The sequence below is a fragment of the Buchnera aphidicola (Anoecia oenotherae) genome, assembly GCF_005080765.1.
In the GTDB taxonomy this organism is placed as follows: domain Bacteria; phylum Pseudomonadota; class Gammaproteobacteria; order Enterobacterales; family Enterobacteriaceae; genus Buchnera_E; species Buchnera_E aphidicola_AB.
This window is the reverse complement of sequence record NZ_CP033012.1, coordinates 479,148-502,975: the sequence shown is the minus strand read 5'-3', so window position 1 is coordinate 502,975 and position 23,828 is coordinate 479,148. Positions and strand designations below refer to the sequence as shown.

Sequence of the window (23,828 nt, the reverse complement as noted above, 5' to 3'; positions counted from 1 at the left end):
TATTTTAAATATATTTACAATTCTATATGTGGAGGAAAAGTCTATGTTTCTAATAGGATTATTTTTCATGTAATAATTTTTGCTATGTAAAAAAAAGATGAAAATAGTATTTTTTTAAATTCTATTTATTTTACAGAAAAGAAACATGAGAATAATTTTTCTTGTTTACTTGAAAGTAAAGTAGTATTCTTTATTTAAAAAATACAAAAACAAATAAAAAAAAAAAATCGACCCTATAAAATTCGAAAAAAAAAAAAAATGAAAAGTAACAAACGAGGAAAAAAAAACAATAGTACCTATAGAACTTTTAAAAAAATAAAAGAAAAAAAAAAAAAAAATATACACAAAAAATAAAAAAAAAAAAAAAAAAAAAAAGGTATAATTAACTATTTAAGTATTAGTTAAATGATTAATGAATTTCTATAAAAAATAAATTAATACGCTTTTATATATTTAACAGAATAATTTTATTTTTTATTTTTTTTAATTTTCATTAAAAAAATAGTATAGTAATTAATTATGACATTATTTGAGTAGTTTAAAACATAATATTCAATATATATAATGAAATATTAATATAAAGTATATACATATATATTTTATAAAATAGAATTAGATAATATAAAATATGAAAATATCAATACAATTATTATATAAATGAACAGTCATAAAATTGATTTTAAGTATATATAAAATACAATATTGATTATTTTTAGTCTAATGTTTTTATTTGAATAATATATATATATATAATGTACTATACTATTTAAGTTATATAAGTTTCATAATACTCAAATGTAATTCATAATATACTTTGGATATAATATAGCTTAATTTTAAGCTAATCTATTTGTCTTAGTATAAGATACTAATATTTATATAAATGTTAATCAATCTATAGTTATTTAGTAAGTCTTGTAAGACATTTTTAAAAGGGATTAAATTTATTTATTATAAAATATGTATGGATCAATGAATGTTTACTATTAACTATGAAGATAGAATAAAAAAAAGACGGACGTTCGCTATTATTTCGCATCCAGATGCAGGTAAAACTACTGTTACAGAAAAGATGTTGTTTTTAGGAAAAGTTATACATACAACGGGGACAGTAAAATCGAAGGGAAGTAGTAAATATGCAAAATCTGATTGGATGGAGATAGAAAGAAGAAGAGGAATTTCTGTTACTACATCGGTCATGCAGTTTTCTTATAAAAATTATATAATAAATCTTTTAGATACTCCTGGACACGAAGATTTTTCTGAAGATACATACCGTATTTTAACAGCAGTAGATTTTTGTATAATGATAATAGATGCTGCTAAAGGAGTAGAAGAAAGAACAAAAAAATTAATTGAAGTTACTAGATTAAGAAAAACTCCAATTATAACGTTTATTAATAAATTAGATCGATATTCTAAGAATTCTATATCTTTGTTAGACGAAATTGAATCAGATTTAAATATTAAATGTATTCCTATAAATTGGCCTATAGGTTCTGGAACTAGTTTTTACGGAATTTATAGTTTAAAAGATAAAAAAATATATAAATATTTAAAAAAAAAAAAAAATAAACAAAATCACGATATTTTATTTAATTATCCTAAAATTTTAAATTTATTTTCTTTAAAAAAGATATATGAAGAAAATTATGCTGAAGAAATATATGAAGAATTACAATTAATAGAAAACGTATATGATAAGTATGATTCTATAGAATTTCTTAAGTCTATATCTACTCCTGTATTTTTTGGTACAGCTCTAGGAAATTTCGGAATTGATTACATGTTAGATTATGTAGTGAAATATGCACCGAGTCCTAATTCTAGAAAAACTAATGTTCGAATAGTTGATCCAAAAGAATCTTTTGTAACAGGTTTTATTTTTAAAATTCAAGCAAATATGGATTTAAGACATCGTGATCGAGTTGCTTTTATGAGAGTTGTATCTGGAACTTTTTTTAAAGGCATGAAGTTAAAAAATGTTCGTACAGGAAAAATATTTGTTTTATCAGATGCTGTATATTTTATAGCAGGAGAAAGACGAATAGTTAATGTTGCTTATCCAGGAGATGTTATTGGAATACATAATCATGGTACTATAAATATAGGAGACACTTTTACTGAAGGGGAAAATTTTAGTTTTATAGAAATTCCATTATTTGCTCCAGAAATTTTTAAAAAAATATTATTGAAAAATCCTTTAAAAAAAAAACAATTAGTTAAAGGATTAATAGAGTTATCTGAAGAAGGAACTATACAAGTTTTTAAAAAAATAGATAATAATACTATATTTTTAGGTGCTATAGGTTTGTTACAATTTGAAGTAGTACTTGATCGTCTAAAAATAGAGTATAAAGTTGATATAGTATATAATGATATTAATATATCTTTAATTAGATGGATTAAATGTAAATCTAAAAAAAAATTGAAAGATTTTATGAATAAGTATTCTCAGTACTTAGCTCTTGATTTTAAAAAAAACTTAGTTTATATAGCTACAAGTTCAGCAAATTTAAAGATTACGTCTGATCTATATAAGAAATACATATCTTTCTCTAGTACAATAAATTTTTAATTTTAAAAGAAATACTTATTTTAATAAATAAATACATTCATTTGTATAAAACAAAAAAAATTTTTTGTAAAAAATAATACACTTAAATGTTAAATATTTTTTTAAAACTTTATTTTTTTAAAATAGAAAATTTTATTAATTAAAGAAAATAATTAACATTTAATCTGAATAAAGTATTTTTTAATTAAAAACATTAATCATTATAAATATGTGATTTAAAAACGAAATTTGTTTTTTTAGATATGTAAAATATAATTTATATAGATTGTATTTTGCGTATATTAAGTATAGTGATTTTTTATAAAGAAGTATAGATGCACATTTGTTATAATAATGTATATATATATGGAGTGATATTTATATGAAACGAGTAATTTTGATAGTACTTGATTCTTTTGGAATTGGATCTACAAAAGATTCATATAAATTCAAAGATAATGGATCAGACACTTTCGGTCATATCGCTGAGTATTGTTTTAGAGGATTAGCAAATAGTAAGTTAAGAGAAGGATTGTTAAAAATCCCTAATTTAGTTCAATTAGGTATATCAAAAGCAGCTGAAAAATCGAGAAAAAAACCAGTGATCGGGTTAGAAATCAATAATTCATTAGATTTAATAGGAAGTTATGGTTATGCAGAAGAAATATCTTCTGGAAAAGACACTTCTTCTGGACATTGGGAAATAGCAGGTGTTCCTGTTCTCTTTAATTGGGATTATTTTCTTGAATATAAAAATAGTTTTCCTGAAAATTTGTTAAAAAAAATTGTAGATAAGTGTTTTTTACATGGTTATTTAGGTAATTGCAGATCTTCTGGAACAGATATTTTAAGTGTTTTAGGGGAAAAACATATAAAAACTAAATATCCTATATTTTATACTTCTGCAGATTCTGTATTTCAAATAGCGTGTCATGAAAAAATATTCGGATTAAATAATTTAAATAAATTAGGACAAGATATCCGAAAAATACTTGATGAAGAGAAATATAATATTGCTAGAGTAATAACTAGACCTTTTCTTGGACAGAGTAAAAGTGAATTTTATAGAACAGGAAATCGGCATGATTTTTCAGTTAAACCTACATCTGTTACTATAATGGAAAAAGTTATCAAAGAAAAAAAAGGAAATGTTATTTCTATAGGAAAAATTTCAGATATATATGCTAATGTAGGAATTTCAAAAAAAATAAAAGCTACTGGTATAGATGAATTATTTAATTGTACTTTAACAGAAATTCAAGAATGTAATCAAGACAATTCTATGATTTTTGTTAATTTTGTTGATTTTGATTCTTCTTGGGGACATAGAAGAGATGTATCTGGTTATGCTGCAGGACTAGAGTTGTTTGATTCTAGATTGCCTGAAATTTTAAAATCTTTAAAAAAAGATGATTTGTTAATTATAACCTCTGATCATGGTTGTGATCCTACATGGTTTGGGACTGATCATACTAGAGAAAATATACCTATACTAATATATAGTTTAAGTATTGAACCTAAATATTTAGGTTTTAGAAAAACTTTTTCAGATATAGCTCAAACTATTGCTTCTTATTTTGGAACTACTAGAATGAATTATGGAAAAAATATGCTTTAATTTCATTAATGTGTAGTAATAAAAGAAATATATAATAATTAGGAGAAATTTTATGTCTACACCGCATATTGATGCTCAAAAAGGTGATTTTGCTGAAGTTGTTATAATGCCTGGAGATCCGTTAAGAGCTAAGTATATTGCTGAAAATTATTTAAAAAATGCAATACAAGTAAATACTGTACGATCTATGTTAGGATTTACTGGATTTTTTAAAAATAAGAGAGTATCTGTTATGAGCCATGGAATGGGAATCCCTTCTTCTGTTATATATGTAAGAGAGCTAATTTCAGAGTTTGGAGTGAAAAAGATAATTCGTGTTGGTACTTGTGGTGCGGTATTAGATTCTGTCAATTTAAATGATGTTGTTATTGGAATGGGTGCGTGTACTGATTCTAGAATTAATAGATTACGTTTTGGAAATCATGATTTTTCAGCTATTGCTGACTACGATACGTTATCTTCATTAGTATTAAGTGCTAAAAAAATGAATATTGTTGTTAAGGTAGGAAATTTTTTTACAACAGATTCTTTTTACTCTAATACTAGTGAACTATTAAAAATGTTAGTGCAATATAATATTCTTGCAATAGAAATGGAAACGTCTGGAATTTATAGTATTGCAGCAGAACTTAATGCGAAAGCAGTTTCTATTTGCACTGTAACAGATCATTTAATAAAAAATGATAAACTAAGTGTCAAAGATAGAGAAGAAAGTTGTAGTAAAATGATAGACATAGCATTGAATTCTATTCATTTAAACTAAAAGTATAGTATACAACCTATATTTATTTTCTAGTAATTGTTATAAAAGTATTGTTTTATATATTAATAATTAATCTAAAAACTGTTTTAGGTAAAATATTTAGTTATTTTCCGGTGAGAAAGGGATTCGAACCCTTGATACGTTGAATAACGTATATACGCTTTCCAGGCGTACTCCTTAATCCTCTCGGACATCTCACCTTTTTTATTTTACATTTTAAATGTACATTATTTGATGTAATAAGTATATATAAATTTTATGCAAATTTATATATTTTCGTATTATGTAACAAAATAAGTAATATATATTATTTATATGTAAAACAATGTTTAAATATTTTAATAATTGTGTAATAAATATAGACTTTTTATTATTGTAACTAAAATCTAAATAGGTTTATATATTTGTTTATTTTATATATTTTTTTTAAATTTTAAAATATTATTAATTAGATAATTTCAAATTTTATAAATTAAATCGATGGTAAATTTTTATAGTATTAAAACATATTATTACTAATAGTTAGTATTTTTAGAGCGGTAATTTGTGTTCACCATTAGATATAACTAATAATTAGATATAGTTAATTAAATTGATAGACAATATTTAATATAAAAAAACAAAATAAGCTAAATTTTTTTTATTTAAAGTAGTAATTTTACTTTAGTTTATAGTTTTATACTTTATTCTCACCAGTATGGTTATACTGGATTTTATACAACACAACAAAATGATTAAGTTTAAAATAGTAAAATATGGCAGAAAAACGTAATATATTTTTAATTGGACCTATGGGAGCAGGAAAAAGCACCATTGGAAAACAATTAGCACGACGATTAAATATGGATTTTTATGATTCAGATGATGAGATTGAAAAAAGTACTGGAGCAAATATTAGTTGGGTTTTTGATGTTGAAGGAGAAAAAAAATTTAGAATTAGAGAGGAAAAAGTAATTAATACTCTAGTAAAAAAACAAGGTATAGTTTTAGCTACTGGAGGTGGATCTATTTTATCTAAAAAAGTTAGAAATAAATTGTCTTCTAGAGGTATAGTAGTTTATTTAAAAACATCTATTGAAAAACAAATTATTAGAACGTCAAGAGATAAAAATAGGCCTTTGTTAAATACTAAAGATCCAAATGAATTAATTTTTAAGAAACTAGAAAATATTCGAAATCCTTTGTATGAAGAAATTGAAGATATAGTAATATATACAGAAGATAAAGGAATTAAAACATTAGTATTAGAAATAATTAGATATATAGACAATTTAGTTTAAGCTATGACTATTATAGCCAGTACAATATAAAAAAACATTTTTATATACATATATTTTTATTACACATTTATAGGGAATAACTTTATGGATATTTTACGAGTAAATTTAGGGAATCGTAGTTATCCTATAATTATAGGATCTAAATTAGAAAAAATAGATAAATCTTTTTTTTGTATAGAAAAAAAAAATAAGGTAATGTTAATAACAAACACACGTATATCTAAATTATGGAAAAATAATGTTATTACCTACTTAAGTGAAAAATATGGACATATAGATGAACTTGTTCTCGATGATGGAGAACAGTTTAAGCAATTAAAAACAGTGGAGTTTGTTATCAGTATTATGTTAAAAAAGAAATATTCCAGGAATAGTGTTTTAATTGCTTTAGGAGGTGGAGTAATAGGAGATATTGTAGGTTTTGTGGCATCTATATATTTAAGAGGAATTAGTTATATTCAGTTACCTACTACTTTTTTATCTCAAATTGATTCTTCTATAGGAGGAAAAACAGGGGTAAACCATATTTTTGGGAAAAATATGATAGGTTCGTTTTGGCAACCTAAAAGTGTAATTTTAAATTTAGATTTTTTAAGTAGTTTACCTTTTTCTGAAATACAATCTGGAATGGCAGAAGTAGTAAAGTATGCTATTATTTTTGATGAACGATTTTTTATTTGGTTAGAAGAAAATTTCTCTTTAGTATTAAATTTAGATAAAGTATCAGTACTATACTGTATAAAAAAGTGTTGTGAATTAAAAGCTAAAATAGTATCTAATGATGAAAAAGAAAATGATCTAAGAGCATTATTAAATTTAGGACATACTTATGGTCATGCTATAGAGACAGAATTAGGATATGGTTTTTGGTCTCATGGACAAGCAGTTTCAGTAGGTATTGTAATCTCTTCGTATACTTCTTTTTTATTAGGATTTCTTCAAGAACAAGAATTATTAAGGATTATATTTTTGTTAAAAAATATCGGTTTGCCTGTACATCTTTCTAAAAATAGTTCCGCACAATCTTATTTAAATCATATGCAAAGAGATAAAAAAGTAATTTCAGGAGTTTTACGATTAATTTTGCCAAAAAAAATAGGGAAGTGTGATATTTATTCAAAAATAGATTCAGATATAATTTTGAAATCTATTGAAAGCGTGATGGTGTAAATAATTTTAATTTTTATAAAAAGTTATTTAAAAATACGATGAATATATATTTAATTTAATAGTTTAAAATTTATACACATTACTTTAATTATTTAGAATTATTTTTACAATTGTATTGTACATATGGAATAAAGCTATGAAAAAAATATTATTAGCTCCATCAATTTTATCTGCAAATTTTTCAAATTTAGAGAAAGAAATTATAGACGTAATGTCTTCTGGAGCAGACTTGATTCATTTTGACGTGATGGATAATCATTATGTTCCTAATTTAACTTTTGGGTCAATGGTTTTAAAATCTTTACGAAAATCTAATATTACGTCACGAATCGATGTGCATTTAATGGCGAGACCATTAGAAAATTTGATTCACGATTTTTTAAAAGCAGGAGCAGATTCAATTTTCTTTCATCCAGAATGCACTGATCATATAGACAAAATATTAAATATAATAAAAGAGTATGGATGTCAGACTGGTTTAGTTTTCAATCCGGCAACTTCTTTATGTTGTTTAGAACATGTTATAGATAAAGTAGATAACATTGTATTAATGGGAGTTAATCCAGGATTTGGAGGACAATCGTTTATTGATTCAACATTAGGTAAAATACGAAAAGTTCGATCAATAATTGAAAATAGTAAATTAAAAATATTATTACATATCGATGGAGGTGTTAATTTAAAAAATATTGCAGATATTTCACGAGCAGGTAGTGATGTATTTATTGTTGGTTCTGTAGTATTTGAAAGTAAAAATTATTTTTCTATTTTAAAAAAATTACGTGAGCAAGCAAACAATATATATTAATTGGGTAGTAATGAATTATTTTTGAAATAGATAGTATGAAGCTTAATAGAATAAATAATAATATTAATATATACTGAGTAACATTTATAAATAAGAATTAATTATTTATAATCAAAAACTTATTTAAACAAATAAATGAAAATTGTAACTGTGAATAAAGAAATGAAAAATATGTATAAAAAAAAAAGATTTTATTTAGTGCTGTTCAACCTTCTGGATTGTTAACTATTGCTAATTACTTAGGAGTTTTATGTCATTGGAAAAAAATGCAAGATAGTTATCAATGTATTTATTGTATTGCTGACTTACATGCTATGACAGCAAAAAAAAATATTTATAAAAAAAAAAATAAGAATGGAAGTACAAAAACTATATTAGATACTTTAGCTTTATATTTGGCATGTGGAGTAGATCCAAATAAAAGTATTGTATTTCTGCAATCTCAAGTACTTGAACATACTCAATTAAACTGGATATTAAATTGTTATACGAATCTTGGTGATTTATTTAGAATGACGCAATTTAAAGTCAAGTCTAAAAATGAGAATGCTAGTATAAATTCAGGATTATTAACTTATCCGATATTGATGGCTTCAGATATATTACTATATGATGTTAATAAAGTATTAGTAGGAGAAGACCAGAAACAACATATAGAGTTAACAAAAAAAATAGCTCGCAGAGTAAATAGAATTTACAAAAAAGAAATATTTACTATTCCTAGTTTAATTATAACTAAATCAGGATCTAGAATAAAGTCTTTATTAGATCCAACAAAAAAAATGTCTAAATCAGATTCTAATAGAAATAGTAGTATATTTATGTTAGATAATATAGACTTAATAAAGAAGAAATTTGCAAAAGCAGTAACAGATTCTGAAAATCCAGCAAACATATCTTTTAATAAGAAAAAAAAACCAGGAATTTCTAATCTTTTAGAAATACTTTCTGCTTTTAAAAAAATACCTATTGTAGAATTAGAAAAATTTTTTTTAAATAAGACATATTTAGATTTAAAACTAATGATTTTTCAAACAGTTAAAAAAAAATTAGTACCTATACAAGAAAAATATTTTTTATATAGAAGAGATGAAGTATATTTAAGGGATATTTTATTTAAAGGGGCAATAAAAGCTACAAAAAAAGCGAAAGAAACAATTGAAAGATTATTTAATTTATTTAACTAAAAATATAAATATATCTATTTTTTAGATAAGTAGTTTAATTATTTAGTGTATTTTACATCAAGTAAATATGCTTTATATTTTACAATTAAACTTTTAAATATAAAATATATAATTATATACATTATAGTTTAAAAGTTTACTTAATATTTTTATGTAATTATTTTTATTAAAATTAGTTTAAAATGAAAAAAATATATTTTATATTTTTCTTAATAAATATTTTTTATGCTGAGAAAAATAGATTACTATTACATGTAAAACACATACTATTAAATATAAAAAATTAGCAGTGTTTAATGCAGCATTAACTCCACCTGCAGCTACGATAGGACCTGTGAAAACAAAGGTTAATAGTGTTCCAATTGTTCCAGATGTTAAAATAAAGTTTACGATTTTTGGAGAAGCTACTTTTTTTTGTAATGAAGCTAAAGTAATAATTATTGTATATATAGCACTTGAAAAAAATCCTAACATAGAAATCATCCATGGTAAATGATGAATATCATAGCTATGAATAAAAATATACATTAGTACAGTAGAACTAGCAGTTAACAATATAACTATTTTTTGTAAATCAAATAAAGTTAATACAACGGTAAAAAACCACATTCCTACCATATACGCCATCCAAAAATTACTTACTAATTGGCTAGAATAGTTGATATTTGTATGCATGTTTTGCATAACAAATTGAGGAACCCAAGAAATAAAACCTAATTGTCCTAAAATATAAAAAAAAGCAGATACAGCAAGCAGAATTACACTAATTTTTCCATTTTTTGATAGTTTTGAGTGTACTTCTATATTTTTTTCTTTAACAGCGGGAAACTGCACATTCATCGCAATAAAAAAAATAAATAAATCTATTATTCCTATTAGGATGTAAATCCAGTTCCAAGGAACATTTTTTGCTAGTAAAAATCCAGTAATAAATGGAAAAAAAATACCTGCCATACTAAAAAAAGAATCAGTTAATAGCAGAAAAGTAGCACGTTTTGTGCCATTATATAAATTAGCAATTATAAATGTTCCTATAGACATAGTAAGACCGCTAACACTACCTAATATAAACATACTACAAGAAAAAATAGTGATGCTATGAAAAAATGATAATCCTAAAATAGACGATACAGTTAATATAAAACTAAAAAAAATTTGTTTTTTTAAAGATATAATTTTGACACACCAGTTATTTATAAACATAGCGGTCAAAATTCCTGAATTTAAGTAAGTGAAAGAATTACTCATATCTACTAAAGATAGTTTGAAATCTTTTGCTATATTACCCATTACTATACCAGTAACAGTCACTAAAGCTCCAGTAAAAGCATATGATAAAAAACTAATCCAAGTTAAACCAACACGGTTATAATTCATTATTGTTCCTTAATTATTATTCATAAAAAAGAATGTGCAATCAATTTTAAAAAAAAAATTATGAGGATTAGAGTTTTCCTATTGATGATAATTTAAAACTTCGCAGTACTTAAGAAAAAAAAGAATTATAATTTAATTTTAAAATTGTAAAATATACAATACAAATATGTATTGTACAATACTATAGATTTATTTGTTATTAAAAACGTTAGTAGTAAATTATGTTTTTTCTATTAAATATAGTTTTTAATACGAATAGATAATACAAATAATAAATAGTAGAGTGTTAGTTATAGAAAACATAATATAGTATATTTTTTTTTAAAAATTTTTATATAAGAAATTATAATGAAAATATTATATATATTTTTGTTGAATGAGTTAAAGTATTTAAGAAAATAAATTAATATTAAAAAGTATAATTATTTTTTGTAGAGAACAGTATTTTTTATTTAACTTTAAAATTAAAAATAGTTTATTTTAAAAGTAAAGTGGTGTTTTACAAAATTCTTTGAATATGTTTTTTATTTTTTTAATATTTTGTGAAATAAAATAAAAATAATGTTTTTAATAGTAAAGAAAATATAAATAAAAAATAGTAGTAGTGATTACTGTTTTGTAATTGAATACGTAAAATTTATTGAATAGTATTTTTGACTATATATTTATATATTACAATAGTAGTATTTATTGGTGTTATAAATGTTGTAAAATACTAGTTTTATGTTAAAAATCATTAAAAATGATAATTTACATATAACTTGAAATAATAAATAATTATTATTTTATGGTTATTAATATTATAAATAGTTACAGTTATTTGTAGTTTTAATATATAAGCATAGTTTTAATTAGAAAATATAGAGTGTTAAACAAATATTTTATTATAGATAAATATATACACTATTTATATAGTTATTATTAGTTTTTGGATTTTATATAAATTTTAAAAACATTATAATTTTGAACTGAGAATTTATATTAAACCGTTAAAAATTCTATTAGAAATAATTGTAAATATTTGGTCTTAATAAATTTAATTACAGAACACATATATACAAAGTAATAATGTTTAGTGTTATATAGGTTATATTTTTTTGTTTTAGACTAATACTTAATAACAGTTTTAGTATTAAATTAAGAATTTTCATACTTTCAATTAAGATATAAGTATATATTATTAGTAATAATTAATATGATTATTAATATAATAATCATTATTATATCTTAAAAATGAAAAATTAAGAGAAATATATATGTGTATTCATGATATTAGCGTTAATAATAATTAATTTAAAGTAAATATATATTTTTATATTATATACAGAATATTTATATATTAGATATTATTAAGTGCAGAATTTATATTAAGTTAAGAATTAATAAACATAATGGTTTTATTTTTTTTTGATTAATTACATTTAATTGAATTAACTTTAATTTTAAAAAAAAATTTTTGTTTAATAATTTTTTTAAAAATACTATTTAAATATAGATTATTTATTTAAATAAAATATTTAGAAGTATAGAATGAATAAATTAGTTAAAATATTTAAAACTTATTTATTCAAATTATGATGTTTTGCTATTTTTTTAATTTGTTTATTTGATTATTTTTTTAAAAAAAATGCTAGCTTAATTTTGTTTAATTTGTTAGAACTATAAAATGAATTATTAAATTTAATCGTTATTTTAGTAATAAATTATTATTTTAAAAAAATATATTTAAATTTTTTAATACTAAATAATTAGTATATATATATTGCTTATATAATAATAGATTGTTAATGCGTTATCTTAAACTTAGATGAGTTTAAGGTTGTAAATAATAATTTTATATCAAATCAACTTGATCTTTTTAACAATGAAATATGTTTATACAGTAATGGTAACTTCTTCGTTGTATAGTTCACAAAATTCCATGAGTTCTTTTATTTTTTCTAGAACTGTTATTAGTTTAGGACATAATATATACAGTGTATTTTTTTATGGTGATGGTGTTTTTAATGGAGTTACTACTAGTAGCATGAAAAATGTACATTATGTAAATATAGAAGAAGAATGGAGAAAATTACATGATACACATAATGTGAGATTATATTTGTGTATAAATTCATTAATACAACGTGGAGTAATAAAGAAAAATACTAATTTAAGTAAAGAAAAAAATACAAAAAATATTTCAAAAGCATTTTCTATTGTAGGTTTTAGTAGGTTTTTGAAATCAGTTAAAAAGTCTCATCGTTTTATACAATTTTAAATTGTATTAATCAGTTAATTAAAATAGATTTATGTGAATAATGAATAATATAGCTTTTGTTTTTTCTCATCTTCCCTATGGAACTTCTAATGGTCAAGAAGGTTTAAATGCTGCTTTAGCATTATCTTCATTTACTAATAAAATAGGGCTTTTTTTTATAAATGACGGAGTACTTCAATTATCTAAACAGCAGAATTCTAAAAATATTTTTTTTTATAAATATACTCATGCATTTCGCATTTTTTCAATTTATTGCGAAAAAAAGTGTTATTTACATTTAGAATCTGTTAATAAGCGAGGGATATTTTTTTTTGATGACTTTTTAGTTAATATAGAAGTATTAAATACTTTATCCTTTAAAAAAAAATTAAATAGTTTTAATTGCATCGTAAATTTTTAGAGGTAATAGATTTGCTGCATACATTGATGAAGTCCCCATATTTTATCGATTTAGATACTATGTTTTTAATGGTAGATTTAAATGATGACATTATTATGTTGCAAGATGGAGTGATTTTTGCAGTAGATGAAAATTTTGTTTTAACTTATAAAAGTTATATAAATATTATATATATTTTAAAGGAAGATTTAGAAGCTCGGGGTTTGAAAAATATTAATTCTAGTTTTAAAGTTATAAATTACATACAATTTGTACAGCTTACGTTTAAACATACCACACAAATGAATTGGTAAAGAAGTATTTTTATTTAAATTGAAGTATCTATAAAACAAATTATTGAAAAACACAATATATTTTAAATAAAACTTAAAAATATTAGGAAAAATTATGTCTACTATTAATCAGTTAGTGCGAAAGTCAAGGTTATATAAAAGTACTAAGAGTAATGTTCCAGCATTAAATAGTTGTCCTCAAAAAAGAGGAGTGTGTATTAGAGTATATACGACTACTCCTAAAAAACCTAATTCAGCATTAAGAAAAGTATGTAGAGTTCGTTTAACAAATGGATTTGAAGTTACTGCATATATAGGTGGAGAAGGGCATAATCTGCAAGAACATTCTGTAATATTAATAAGAGGTGGAAGAGTAAAAGATTTACCTGGAGTAAGATATCATGTAGTTAGAGGATCTTTAGATTGTGCCGGAGTAAAGGAAAGAAAGACTAGTAGATCAAAATATGGAGTCAAAAAAAATAAATCTTAAATTTATTATTTGAGATAATATAAAAATGTTTTATTTTAAATAAGTTTAAATGAATATTTTTTAAAATAGGAGAACTATATGCCAAGAAGAAGAGTAGTAAATAATCGAAAAATTTTACCTGATCCAAAGTTTTCTTCTGAATTATTAGCTAAGTTTATTAATATATTAATGGTAAATGGAAAGAAATCTATTGCAGAATGTATTGTTTACAGTGCGTTAGATAAATTATCAAAAAAAATTGGAAAAAAAGAAATAGATGCTATTGAAATTGCTTTTGAAAATGTTCGTCCAGTAGTAGAAGTCAAATCACGTAGAGTAGGTGGTTCTACTTATCAAGTACCAGTTGAAGTTCGTTTAGTAAGGCGTAATGCTTTAGCTATGAGATGGATAATTTCATCAGCTAGAAAAAGAAAAGATAAATCTATGACATTACGTTTGTTTCATGAGTTGCTTGATGCTATAGATAATAAAGGAGCTGCAGTGAGAAAACGAGAAGAAGTGCATAAAATGGCTGAAGCTAATAAAGCATTTGCACATTATCGTTGGTAAAAATAAAATAAATTATTTTACATTTGTACTAAGTAAAATTAAATTTCTTATTTAGTCCCAGTATGTTTATTAATATAAAAAGGCAGAAGAAATAATGGCTCGTATAACACCTATTATACATTACCGTAATATTGGAATTAGTGCTCATATTGATGCTGGAAAAACTACAACTACAGAACGAATTTTATTTTATACAGGAATAAATCATAAAATAGGAGAAGTTCATGATGGAGCAGCTACTATGGATTGGATGGAGCAAGAACAAGAAAGAGGAATTACAATCACTTCTGCTGCTACTACAACGTTTTGGTCTGGAATGGCAAATCAGTTTAAACCACATAGAATAAATATTATTGATACGCCAGGACATGTTGATTTTACTATAGAAGTAGAAAGATCAATGAGAGTACTAGACGGAGTAGTAATGGTATATTGTGCAGTAGGAGGAGTTCAACCTCAATCTGAAACAGTATGGAGGCAGGCTAATAAATACAAGGTTCCACGCATTGCTTTTGTGAATAAAATGGATAGAATGGGAGCTGATTTTTTAAAAGTAGTAGAACAAATTAAAGTTAGATTAGGTGCTAATCCAGTTCCACTTCAACTTTCTATTGGAAAAGAAGAAAATTTTACAGGATTGATTGATTTAATAAAAATGAAAGCTATTAGTTGGAATGGAGAAGATCAAGGTATTACTTTTAAATATGAAAATATACCTGTAGATATGCAAGTTATTGCTGATAAATGGAGACAGCATTTGATCGAAGCAGCAGTAGAAGAAGATGAATTTTTGATGAATAAATATTTAAATAATCAATATATATCTGAAAAAGAAATAAAAAATTGTTTAAGAAAAAGGGCATTAAAAAATGAAATAATGTTAGTAACTTGTGGTTCTGCTTTTAAAAACAAAGGTGTACAAGCTTTATTAGATGCTATTATAGAATATTTACCTTCTCCTTTAGATGTTGTAAAGTTAGAAAAAGAATTAAAAAACGATAATAAGAATACTAGACACAATAACATTATTTCTAATAATATTGATTCTTTAGATAAAAAATCTTTTTCAGCTTTAGCTTTTAAAATAGCAAATGACCCGTTTGTTGGAAATTTAACGTTTTTTCGAGTTTATTCAGGGATTGTTCGTTCTGGAGATACTATTTTTAATTCTGTTAAAGATCAAAAAGAACGATTAGGTCGTATTGTTCAAATGCATGCAAATAAGAGAGAAGAAATAAAAGAAGTATATGCTGGAGATATAGCCGCTGCAATAGGTTTAAAAAATGTTACTACAGGCGATACTTTATGTGATCAGAACAATCCTGTTGTTTTGGAAAAAATGGAGTTTCCAGAACCAGTAATATCTATTGCAGTTGAACCTAAGACAAAATCTGATCAAGAAAGAATGGGTTCTGCATTAGCTCGTCTTGCGAAAGAAGATCCTTCATTTCGAGTACATGTTGATATTGAATCTAATCAAACTATTATATCAGGAATGGGAGAATTGCATTTAGAAATTATTGTAGACCGTATGAAACGTGAGTTTAATGTGGACGCTAATATAGGAAAACCTCAAGTTGCATATCGTGAAGCTATTAAAAAAAGAGTAAATGATGTAGAAGGAAAACATATTAAACAATCTGGAGGAAGAGGACAATATGGTCATGTAGTAATTGATTTATTTCCATTGAAAGATAGTGATGTAAATTATACATTTATTAATGACATCAAGGGAGGAGTAATTCCAGGGGAGTATATTTCGGCTATTGATAAAGGTATTCAAGAGCAGCTAAAATCAGGTCCTCTAGTTGGATATCCAGTAGTTGGAATTGGAGTTAGACTACATTTCGGCTCATACCACGATGTAGATTCTTCAGAAATTGCTTTTAAATTAGCATCTTCTTTTGCATTTAAAAAAGCTTTTAATTTAGCTAACCCAATTTTGTTAGAACCAATTATGAAAGTTGAAATAGAAACTCCAGAAAAATATATGGGAGATGTTATAGGAGATTTAAATAGAAGAAGGGGGCATATAGAAAAAATGGAAGATATAATGTCCGCAAAGTTTATAACAGCTCAAGTTCCTTTATCAGAAATGTTTGGATATGCAACTGATTTGCGTTCTCAAACACAAGGTAGAGCTGTTTATTCTATGGAATTTTTAAAGTATGCAGAAGCTTCAAAATCTACAATTTCTTCTATTTTAGATAGTAGAAAAAAATAATAGTGATTTTTTAAAACATAAATAAACATATGAGGAATATAGAAAGTGGCTAAAGAAAAGTTTGAACGTTCTAAACCGCATATAAACGTAGGTACTATCGGTCACGTAGATCATGGTAAAACTACTTTAACAGCAGCTATTACAACAGTTTTATCTAAAAAATATGGAGGTACGGCTCGTGCTTTTGATCAAATAGATAATGCACCTGAAGAAAAAGCAAGAGGTATTACTATCAATACTTCCCATGTAGAGTATGATACTGAAAAGCGTCACTATGCTCATGTAGATTGTCCTGGACATGCTGATTATATAAAAAATATGATTACTGGAGCAGCACAAATGGATGGCGCAATTTTAGTAGTAGCAGCTACAGATGGACCTATGCCTCAAACTAGAGAACATATTTTATTAGGACGTCAAGTAGGAGTTCCTTATATATTAGTTTTTTTAAATAAATGTGATATGGTAGATGATGAAGAATTATTAGAATTAGTAGAAATGGAAGTTAGAGATCTATTAACACAATATGATTTTCCAGGAGATAGCACTCCTATTATTAGAGGATCCGCTTTAAAAGCATTAGAAGGAGATGCAAAGTGGGAAGAAAAAATTATTGAATTAACAGATTTTTTAGATTCATATATTCCAGAGCCAAAGCGTGCTATTGAGCAACCTTTTTTATTACCAATAGAAGATGTTTTTTCTATTTCTGGAAGAGGAACTGTTGTTACTGGAAGAGTAGAAAGAGGTATTATTAAAATTGGAGATGAAGTAGAAATAGTTGGAATCAAACCAACGAGCAAAACGATTTGTACTGGTGTTGAAATGTTTAGAAAATTATTAGATGAAGGTAGAGCAGGAGAAAATGTTGGTGTATTATTAAGAGGTACAAAACGTGAAGATATAGAACGTGGTCAAATTTTATCAAAACCGGGTTCTATTTTACCTCATGTTAAATTTACAGCTAAAGTTTATGTATTATCTAAAGATGAAGGAGGAAGGCATACAGCTTTTTTAAAAGGATATAGACCTCAATTTTATTTTAGAACTACTGATGTAACTGGTTCAATTGAACTTTTAGGTTCAGTAGAAATGGTTATGCCTGGAGATAATGTAGAAATGGTGGTTACTTTAATTCATCCAATCGCAATGGAAGAAGGATTGCGTTTTGCTATAAGAGAAGGAGGAAAAACTGTGGGTGCTGGAGTAGTTTCTAAAGTGATGAGTTAATGTAAAAAACTAATAATGTATTATTATATGTTTGTTACTTAATATAATAAATAAAGATAGGGAAAGGAGTAGTTTTTTTATGCTCTTTTCTCGTTTTAAACAAAATAATTTTTCAGAAAGTAGAATTTAATTAAATAAAAATTGTTTTAAATTTTTTTTAATACTAAAAATAGTATTTTTAGTAAGTTTTATTTTATGTTTATATATATATTTATTTATTTAATAATATAGTTATATATGTAAATAATAATTTATGAGTTTTTTTTTTTTTTTTTATATGATAAAATATAGCTAGATTTAGCTTTATTTTTATTTTTTATTTTAAAGAATATAATATTCTTTGTAGGAGTTAAATTGTAGGGTTATCTATATAATATAAAAATATTAAAACTTATTTCAAAAATTCCTAATAAAGGATTTATATTAACACGATTACGCCAAATAACATGTATTTTCATGTATATGGAGTAAATTTATAGTTTGTATATAATGGAGTTCTGATGCTATGCAGAACCAAAGAATTCGTATTCGTCTTAAGGCTTTTGATCATCGTCTAATTGATCAATCTACAGCTGAGATAGTAGAAACAGCTAAAAGAACAGGAGCTCAAGTTCGAGGTCCTATTCCTTTACCAACGAGAAAAGAAAGATTTACTATTTTAGTATCTCCGCATGTTAATAAAGATGCTCGTGATCAGTACGAAATTAGGACACATAAAAGATTAATTGATATCGTTGAACCTACTGAAAAAACTGTAGATGCATTAATGCGGTTAGATTTAGCTGCTGGTGTAGATGTTCAAATTAGCTTAAGTTAAGGTATCTTAATGTGATTTAGAGGTACTAAAAATGATAGGTTTAGTAGGAAAAAAAATTGGAATGACTAGAGTTTTTACTAAAGAAGGTATAGTCATTCCTATTACTGTTGTTAAAGTAAATAATAATAGAGTTACACAAATCAAAAAAAAAGAAAAAGATTTATATAATGCTGTTCAAGTAACTACTGGTAAGATAAAGAATAATAGATTAAAAAAACCTGCAATAGGACACTTTATGAAAAATAAAGTATTAGCAGGAATAGGTTTATGGGAGTTTAGAGTCGAAAATATTGTAGATTTTAAGGTTGGTCAAATTTTGACTGTAGATATATTCTCAAATATTAATAAAGTAGATATTACTGGATTTTCAAAAGGAAAAGGATTTAGCGGTACTATCAAAAGATGGAATTTTAAAATGCAAGATGCTACTCATGGAAATTCGTTATCACATAGAGTGCCTGGATCTATTGGACAAAATCAAACTCCTGGAAGAGTTTTTAAAGGAAAAAAAATGTCTGGTCATTTAGGAAACAGTAGAACTACTATTCAAAATTTAAAAATAATAGAAGTTGATGTAAATAATAGTTTATTACTGATTAAAGGATCTGTTCCTGGTCCAAAAAATAGTAATATTATTGTTAAACCAGCTATTAAGGGATGAGGGATTTAGATATGGATTTAGTACTTCAAGACATACAGGAATTAGTCCCTGTATCTAGATCTGTTTTTGGTTGTGATTTTAATGAGGCTTTAGTTCATCAAGTAATAGTGGCATATACTTCTTACGCTAGACAAGGAACAAAAGCTCAAAAAAGTAGAGCATTAGTTTCTGGTTCAGGAAAAAAGCCATGGAGACAAAAAGGCACTGGAAGAGCAAGAGCAGGTTCCATAAGAAGTCCACTTTGGCGTTCTGGAGGAGTAACTTTTGCATCTTGCAATAAAGATTATTCAAAAAAAATTAACAAAAAAATGTATAAAGGAGCTTTAAAAAGTATATTATCTGAACTAATAAGGCAAAAAAGATTTATAGTTTTTAAAGATTTTTCGTTAGAATATCCAAAAACTAAATTGTTATTAGAAAAATTAAAAGTTATAGCATTAACAAAAAAACTATCTTTAGATAAAGTATTAATTATTACAAATAAAGTGGAAGAGAATTTAATGTTAGCTTCTAGAAATGTAAAAAAAATAGAAGTTCGAGAAGCTTCTTATATTGATCCATATAGCTTAATAAAATTTGATAAAACAGTGATTACTGTAAAAGCGGTAAAAAAAATTGAGGATATGCTGGTATGATTATGGAAGAACGCTTATTAAATATAATTTTATCTCGTCATATTTCTGAAAAATCAACTATTTCTGCAGAAAAAAAAAATACTATAGTGTTAAAAGTATTATATTCTGCAAAAAAATATGAAATTAAAAAATCTGTAGAAAAATTGTTCTCTGTACAAGTAGATAGCGTAAACACATTAATCGTAAAGAGAAAAAAAAAAGGACATGGACAAAAAATAGGATTTAGAAAAAAATGGAAAAAAGCTTTTGTCACTATAAAAAAAGGACAAAAATTAGATTTAATTGATTCTAGAAAATAAATAGTTGTACTAAAGGAAAAAAAATGACAGTTGTTAAATATAAACCAACATCTCCAGGACGTAGACATGCTGTAAAAGTAGTTACTACTAATTTATATAAAGGAAAAGCACATTCCCTTTTATTAAAAAAAATTGTTAAAACAGGAGGTAGAAATAACAATGGTCGAATAACTACTCGACATATTGGAGGTGGTCATAAAAAAAGGTATAGGGTAATAGACTTTAAAAGAAATAAAGATAATGTTTTGGCAGTTGTAGAAAGAATAGAACATGATCCTAATAGGTCAGCTAATATAGCATTATTATTATATAAAGATGGAACAAGAAGCTATATAATTGCTCCAAAAAATATTAGCATTGGAGATACAGTAGTTTCAGGTCCTAAATCAGAAATTAATATTGGAAATTCTTTGCCGATAAAAAATATACCTATAGGTTGTCTTATTCATAATGTAGAAATGAAACCTGGAAAAGGAGGTCAAATAGCTAGATCAGCTGGAAATTATGCTCAGTTAATTTCAATAGAAGAAAATTATGCTTCGTTAAGATTGCGATCTGGAGAAATGAGAAAAATTGAAATTCAATGCAGAGCAACAATAGGAGAAGTAGGAAATTCTGAAAATATGTTAAAAATTTTAGGAAAAGCAGGAGCATCTCGTTGGAGAGGAGTTAGACCTACTGTTAGAGGAACAGCTATGAATCCAGTAGATCATCCTCATGGAGGTGGTGAAGGTAGGAATTTTGGTAAACATCCAGTTTCTCCCTCTGGTTATCAAACGAAAGGAAAAAAAACTCGTAAAAATAAAAGAACTGATAAATTTATTTTACGTCGTAGAACTCGATAATTATTTATAAGGTAGTTGCATATGCCACGTTCTTTAAAAAAAGGTCCTTTTATAGATTCACATTTGTTTAATAAAGTACAAAATACAGTTAAAAATAAAGACAAAAAACCGTTACGAACTTGGTCTCGGCGTTCTACTATATTTCCAAATATGATTGGTTTAACTATATCTGTTCATAATGGAAAAAAACATATTCCAGTATTTATTACTGAAGAAATGGTAGGACATAAGCTTGGAGAGTTCTCTTTAACAAGAACTTATAGAGGACATACTTCAGATAAAAAAGTGAAAAAAACATCTAAGAGTTAATTAAAGGTATAACGATGGAAATTTTAGCAAAATATTGTAAAGCTCGTTCTTCAGCTCAAAAAATACGTATCATCGCTGATTTAATACGGGGGAAAAATGTTTTAGTAGCTATGAACATCTTAAATTTTGTAAAAAAAAAGGCTGCTCATTTTGTTAGAATGACTCTTCAATCTGCTATTGCAAATGCTGAACATAACAATAATTGTGATTCAAAAAAACTAAAAATTATAAAAATATTTGCAGATGAAGGACCTACCATGAAACGTATGATGCCTAGAGCTAAGGGACGTTCAGATCGTATTTTAAAGCGAACAAGTCATATAACAGTAGTTGTTTCTGATACTTAAGTTTTTGGAGTAATATAATATGGGACAAAAAGTTCATCCTAACGGAATGCGGTTAGGAATTGTGAAAAAATGGAATTCAGTTTGGTTTGCTAATAGTAAGAATTTTGCAAATAATCTACATAGTGATTTTGTAGTACGGGAATTTTTAACTAATAAATTGTTAAAAGCATCAGTATCAAAAATAGTAATAGAAAGATTATCTAAAAGTATTAGAATTACTATTTATTCAGCTAGACCTGGAATAGTTATAGGAAAGAAAGGAGAAGACATAGAAAAATTGAGATCAGAAATTTTAAATATTACCGGTATTCCTGCACAAATAAATATTGCAGAAATAAAAAAACCTGAACTAGATGCAAAATTAGTATCGGATAGCATTGTCTCTCAATTGGAGAGAAGAGTTATGTTTCGTCGAGCTATGAAGAGGGCTGTTCAAAATTCTATGAGACAAGGAGCAAAAGGAATAAAGGTAGAAGTGAGTGGAAGATTAGGAGGAGCTGAAATAGCTAGAACGGAATGGTATAGAGAAGGTAGAGTTCCATTACATACTTTAAGAGCGAATATAGAATATAATTCTTCAATAGCTAAAACTACATATGGAATAGTTGGTGTTAAAGTATGGATTTTTAAAGGAGAGATATTAGGAGGAATGACTTCAGTTGAAGAAATAGATAGGTTAGAAAAACCTACTTTACTTTCCAGAAAGAAAAAAAAGAACAGAAGATAAAGGATAAACATTTATTATGATGCAACCAAAACGTACTAAATTTCGAAAAATGCATAAAGGCCGTAATAGAGGGATAGTAGTAGGAGATGAGATTAGTTTTGGAATGTTTGGATTAAAAGCAGTGGATCGCGGAAGGTTGACTGCAAAACAAATTGAATCGGCTAGAAGAACTATTTCTCGTTTTATCAAAAGACAAGGAAAGGTATGGATTCGTATTTTTCCAGATAAGCCTATTACTCAAAAACCATTAGAAGTGAGAATGGGAAAAGGAAAAGGTAATGTTGAATATTGGGTTGCATTAGTTCAACCTGGAAAAATTTTATATGAAATTTCAGGAATTTCTGAAGAAACATCTAGAAAAGCATTTAAATTAGCATCATCAAAATTGCCTATAAAAACTATATTTATTAATAAAAGAGAGACTATACATGTTAATAGATAAATTGCGTTCTTTAAAAAAAAACAAAATTTATGAGCAGTTAATAATTTTCTATAGAGAACAGTTTAATTTAAAAATGCAATTTTCATCAGGAAAATTAAAACAAACACATTTATTAAAAAAAATTAGAAAGCAAATTTCTAGAACTAAAACTATTTTTATGGAAAAAAGGCATGAAGATAATGGTTAAAAAAAAGAATACATTACAGGGAAAAATAAGTAGTAATAAAATGTATAAGTCAGCAACGGTAATAATAGAAAAATTAGTAAAGCATAGTTTGTATAGAAAGTTTGTAAAGCGTACTACTAAATTACATATTCATGATGAAAAGAATGAATGTTCTGTAGGAGATATTGTAAAAGTACAGGAATGTCGTCCTATTTCTAAGACTAAATCATGGAAATTAGTATGTATAGTAAAAAAAATAGTTATTTAATTTATTTATATTTCAATATAGTATTATACTATATAAGAATAAGTATATAGTTTAATATCATGACTTTTTCATATATGTTTAACAAACATAATATAACTATGTTTTATAATTTTGTGAATATAATAAA

General features: G+C 25.1%; 26 protein-coding genes and 1 tRNA gene. 25 read left to right on the top strand and 2 right to left on the bottom strand.

The genetic code is table 11. From position 1 onward, the window contains the following. Positions 1–976: 976 nt before the first annotated feature. The 3 genes from D9V65_RS02165 (at position 977) to deoD (ending at position 4,938) form a co-directional block, all read left to right on the top strand. Complete coding sequence (locus tag D9V65_RS02165) at positions 977–2,578, top strand: peptide chain release factor 3 (protein ID WP_158342077.1); 1,602 nt, start codon at positions 977–979, stop codon at positions 2,576–2,578. Between the two features lie 361 nt (positions 2,579–2,939). Further along, positions 2,940–4,175 (top strand): phosphopentomutase, encoded by a 1,236-nt coding sequence (locus tag D9V65_RS02160; RefSeq protein ID WP_158342076.1) that lies wholly within the window; start codon positions 2,940–2,942, stop codon positions 4,173–4,175. A 52-nt stretch (positions 4,176–4,227) separates the two neighbouring features. Next, positions 4,228–4,938, top strand: a complete 711-nt coding sequence (deoD, locus tag D9V65_RS02155; protein WP_158342074.1) for a purine-nucleoside phosphorylase — start codon at positions 4,228–4,230, stop codon at positions 4,936–4,938. 111 nt (positions 4,939–5,049) lie between these two features. Here deoD and D9V65_RS02150 read toward each other — a convergent pair. After that, positions 5,050–5,138 (bottom strand) — tRNA-Ser (locus tag D9V65_RS02150). 555 nt (positions 5,139–5,693) lie between these two features. Here D9V65_RS02150 and aroK point away from each other — a divergent pair. The 4 genes from aroK (at position 5,694) to trpS (ending at position 9,383) form a co-directional block, all read left to right on the top strand. After that, the gene (gene aroK, locus D9V65_RS02145) at positions 5,694–6,218 is read left to right on the top strand and encodes a shikimate kinase AroK (protein WP_158342072.1); all 525 of its coding nucleotides are present in this window, start codon (positions 5,694–5,696) and stop codon (positions 6,216–6,218) included. Positions 6,219–6,302: 84 nt separating this feature from the next. Beyond that, entirely contained in the window at positions 6,303–7,388 is a 1,086-nt protein-coding gene (aroB, locus tag D9V65_RS02140) for a 3-dehydroquinate synthase (protein ID WP_158342069.1), read from the top strand. 136 nt (positions 7,389–7,524) lie between these two features. Next, positions 7,525–8,196 (top strand): ribulose-phosphate 3-epimerase, encoded by a 672-nt coding sequence (gene rpe / locus D9V65_RS02135; protein ID WP_158342067.1) that lies wholly within the window; start codon positions 7,525–7,527, stop codon positions 8,194–8,196. A 188-nt stretch (positions 8,197–8,384) separates the two neighbouring features. Beyond that, positions 8,385–9,383, top strand: a complete 999-nt coding sequence (gene trpS / locus D9V65_RS02130; RefSeq protein WP_158342065.1) for a tryptophan--tRNA ligase — start codon at positions 8,385–8,387, stop codon at positions 9,381–9,383. 198 nt (positions 9,384–9,581) lie between these two features. Here the strand turns inward: trpS and tsgA are convergent, their stop codons facing one another. Beyond that, on the bottom strand, positions 9,582–10,763 hold the full coding sequence (gene tsgA, locus D9V65_RS02125) for an MFS transporter TsgA (RefSeq protein WP_158342063.1): 1,182 nt from the start codon (positions 10,761–10,763) through the stop codon (positions 9,582–9,584). 1,861 nt (positions 10,764–12,624) lie between these two features. Here tsgA and tusD point away from each other — a divergent pair. The 18 genes from tusD (at position 12,625) to rpsQ (ending at position 23,701) form a co-directional block, all read left to right on the top strand. Further along, a complete protein-coding gene (tusD, locus tag D9V65_RS02120; RefSeq protein ID WP_158342061.1) occupies positions 12,625–13,020 on the top strand; it encodes a sulfurtransferase complex subunit TusD in 396 nt (131 codons plus the stop codon). 40 nt (positions 13,021–13,060) lie between these two features. Then, positions 13,061–13,420 (top strand): sulfurtransferase complex subunit TusC, encoded by a 360-nt coding sequence (gene tusC / locus D9V65_RS02115; protein WP_158342059.1) that lies wholly within the window; start codon positions 13,061–13,063, stop codon positions 13,418–13,420. 26 nt (positions 13,421–13,446) lie between these two features. Beyond that, positions 13,447–13,713, top strand: coding sequence for a sulfurtransferase complex subunit TusB (gene tusB / locus D9V65_RS02110; protein WP_261978535.1), 267 nt, complete (start codon positions 13,447–13,449; stop codon positions 13,711–13,713). Positions 13,714–13,807: 94 nt separating this feature from the next. Continuing rightward, positions 13,808–14,182 (top strand): 30S ribosomal protein S12, encoded by a 375-nt coding sequence (gene rpsL / locus D9V65_RS02105; RefSeq protein WP_158342055.1) that lies wholly within the window; start codon positions 13,808–13,810, stop codon positions 14,180–14,182. A gap of 78 nt (positions 14,183–14,260) precedes the next feature. Next, positions 14,261–14,731: a 30S ribosomal protein S7 gene (gene rpsG, locus D9V65_RS02100; protein WP_158342053.1), complete on the top strand. Its 471-nt coding sequence runs from the start codon at positions 14,261–14,263 to the stop codon at positions 14,729–14,731. 94 nt (positions 14,732–14,825) lie between these two features. Next, positions 14,826–16,955, top strand: coding sequence for an elongation factor G (fusA, locus tag D9V65_RS02095; RefSeq protein WP_158342051.1), 2,130 nt, complete (start codon positions 14,826–14,828; stop codon positions 16,953–16,955). A gap of 45 nt (positions 16,956–17,000) precedes the next feature. After that, positions 17,001–18,185, top strand: coding sequence for an elongation factor Tu (tuf, locus tag D9V65_RS02090; RefSeq protein ID WP_158342049.1), 1,185 nt, complete (start codon positions 17,001–17,003; stop codon positions 18,183–18,185). Between the two features lie 505 nt (positions 18,186–18,690). Beyond that, a complete protein-coding gene (rpsJ, locus tag D9V65_RS02085; RefSeq protein ID WP_158342047.1) occupies positions 18,691–19,002 on the top strand; it encodes a 30S ribosomal protein S10 in 312 nt (103 codons plus the stop codon). Between the two features lie 31 nt (positions 19,003–19,033). Next, on the top strand, positions 19,034–19,663 hold the full coding sequence (gene rplC, locus D9V65_RS02080; RefSeq protein ID WP_158342045.1) for a 50S ribosomal protein L3: 630 nt from the start codon (positions 19,034–19,036) through the stop codon (positions 19,661–19,663). 11 nt (positions 19,664–19,674) lie between these two features. Next, entirely contained in the window at positions 19,675–20,298 is a 624-nt protein-coding gene (rplD, locus tag D9V65_RS02075; RefSeq protein ID WP_158342043.1) for a 50S ribosomal protein L4, read from the top strand. Positions 20,299–20,300: 2 nt separating this feature from the next. Beyond that, on the top strand, positions 20,301–20,597 hold the full coding sequence (gene rplW / locus D9V65_RS02070; RefSeq protein WP_410049984.1) for a 50S ribosomal protein L23: 297 nt from the start codon (positions 20,301–20,303) through the stop codon (positions 20,595–20,597). A gap of 23 nt (positions 20,598–20,620) precedes the next feature. Beyond that, on the top strand, positions 20,621–21,442 hold the full coding sequence (gene rplB / locus D9V65_RS02065; protein WP_158342039.1) for a 50S ribosomal protein L2: 822 nt from the start codon (positions 20,621–20,623) through the stop codon (positions 21,440–21,442). Between the two features lie 21 nt (positions 21,443–21,463). Beyond that, the gene (gene rpsS / locus D9V65_RS02060) at positions 21,464–21,751 is read left to right on the top strand and encodes a 30S ribosomal protein S19 (RefSeq protein ID WP_158342037.1); all 288 of its coding nucleotides are present in this window, start codon (positions 21,464–21,466) and stop codon (positions 21,749–21,751) included. A 14-nt stretch (positions 21,752–21,765) separates the two neighbouring features. After that, positions 21,766–22,098 carry a 50S ribosomal protein L22 gene (gene rplV / locus D9V65_RS02055; protein ID WP_158342035.1) on the top strand — a complete coding sequence of 111 codons (333 nt, stop codon included), beginning with the start codon at positions 21,766–21,768 and terminating at the stop codon, positions 22,096–22,098. Positions 22,099–22,117: 19 nt separating this feature from the next. Beyond that, positions 22,118–22,825: a 30S ribosomal protein S3 gene (gene rpsC, locus D9V65_RS02050; protein WP_158342033.1), complete on the top strand. Its 708-nt coding sequence runs from the start codon at positions 22,118–22,120 to the stop codon at positions 22,823–22,825. A 16-nt stretch (positions 22,826–22,841) separates the two neighbouring features. Then, the gene (gene rplP / locus D9V65_RS02045; RefSeq protein ID WP_158342031.1) at positions 22,842–23,267 is read left to right on the top strand and encodes a 50S ribosomal protein L16; all 426 of its coding nucleotides are present in this window, start codon (positions 22,842–22,844) and stop codon (positions 23,265–23,267) included. Then, positions 23,254–23,454 (top strand): 50S ribosomal protein L29, encoded by a 201-nt coding sequence (gene rpmC / locus D9V65_RS02040; RefSeq protein WP_158342029.1) that lies wholly within the window; start codon positions 23,254–23,256, stop codon positions 23,452–23,454. Before rplP ends, rpmC begins: the two co-directional genes overlap by 14 nt. Beyond that, on the top strand, positions 23,447–23,701 hold the full coding sequence (rpsQ, locus tag D9V65_RS02035; protein ID WP_158342028.1) for a 30S ribosomal protein S17: 255 nt from the start codon (positions 23,447–23,449) through the stop codon (positions 23,699–23,701). Before rpmC ends, rpsQ begins: the two co-directional genes overlap by 8 nt. Positions 23,702–23,828: the final 127 nt, after the last annotated feature.

Coding starts and splice junctions, on each gene's coding strand:
- D9V65_RS02165 (WP_158342077.1), top strand. CDS start 977: ATGTTTACTATTAACTATGAAGATAGAATAAAAAAAAGACGGACGTTC.
- D9V65_RS02160 (WP_158342076.1), top strand. CDS start 2,940: ATGAAACGAGTAATTTTGATAGTACTTGATTCTTTTGGAATTGGATCT.
- deoD (WP_158342074.1), top strand. CDS start 4,228: ATGTCTACACCGCATATTGATGCTCAAAAAGGTGATTTTGCTGAAGTT.
- aroK (WP_158342072.1), top strand. CDS start 5,694: ATGGCAGAAAAACGTAATATATTTTTAATTGGACCTATGGGAGCAGGA.
- aroB (WP_158342069.1), top strand. CDS start 6,303: ATGGATATTTTACGAGTAAATTTAGGGAATCGTAGTTATCCTATAATT.
- rpe (WP_158342067.1), top strand. CDS start 7,525: ATGAAAAAAATATTATTAGCTCCATCAATTTTATCTGCAAATTTTTCA.
- tusD (WP_158342061.1), top strand. CDS start 12,625: ATGAAATATGTTTATACAGTAATGGTAACTTCTTCGTTGTATAGTTCA.
- tusC (WP_158342059.1), top strand. CDS start 13,061: ATGAATAATATAGCTTTTGTTTTTTCTCATCTTCCCTATGGAACTTCT.
- tusB (WP_261978535.1), top strand. CDS start 13,447: ATGAAGTCCCCATATTTTATCGATTTAGATACTATGTTTTTAATGGTA.
- rpsL (WP_158342055.1), top strand. CDS start 13,808: ATGTCTACTATTAATCAGTTAGTGCGAAAGTCAAGGTTATATAAAAGT.
- rpsG (WP_158342053.1), top strand. CDS start 14,261: ATGCCAAGAAGAAGAGTAGTAAATAATCGAAAAATTTTACCTGATCCA.
- fusA (WP_158342051.1), top strand. CDS start 14,826: ATGGCTCGTATAACACCTATTATACATTACCGTAATATTGGAATTAGT.
- rpsJ (WP_158342047.1), top strand. CDS start 18,691: ATGCAGAACCAAAGAATTCGTATTCGTCTTAAGGCTTTTGATCATCGT.
- rplC (WP_158342045.1), top strand. CDS start 19,034: ATGATAGGTTTAGTAGGAAAAAAAATTGGAATGACTAGAGTTTTTACT.
- rplD (WP_158342043.1), top strand. CDS start 19,675: ATGGATTTAGTACTTCAAGACATACAGGAATTAGTCCCTGTATCTAGA.
- rplW (WP_410049984.1), top strand. CDS start 20,301: ATGGAAGAACGCTTATTAAATATAATTTTATCTCGTCATATTTCTGAA.
- rplB (WP_158342039.1), top strand. CDS start 20,621: ATGACAGTTGTTAAATATAAACCAACATCTCCAGGACGTAGACATGCT.
- rpsS (WP_158342037.1), top strand. CDS start 21,464: ATGCCACGTTCTTTAAAAAAAGGTCCTTTTATAGATTCACATTTGTTT.
- rplV (WP_158342035.1), top strand. CDS start 21,766: ATGGAAATTTTAGCAAAATATTGTAAAGCTCGTTCTTCAGCTCAAAAA.
- rpsC (WP_158342033.1), top strand. CDS start 22,118: ATGGGACAAAAAGTTCATCCTAACGGAATGCGGTTAGGAATTGTGAAA.
- rplP (WP_158342031.1), top strand. CDS start 22,842: ATGATGCAACCAAAACGTACTAAATTTCGAAAAATGCATAAAGGCCGT.
- rpmC (WP_158342029.1), top strand. CDS start 23,254: ATGTTAATAGATAAATTGCGTTCTTTAAAAAAAAACAAAATTTATGAG.
- rpsQ (WP_158342028.1), top strand. CDS start 23,447: ATGGTTAAAAAAAAGAATACATTACAGGGAAAAATAAGTAGTAATAAA.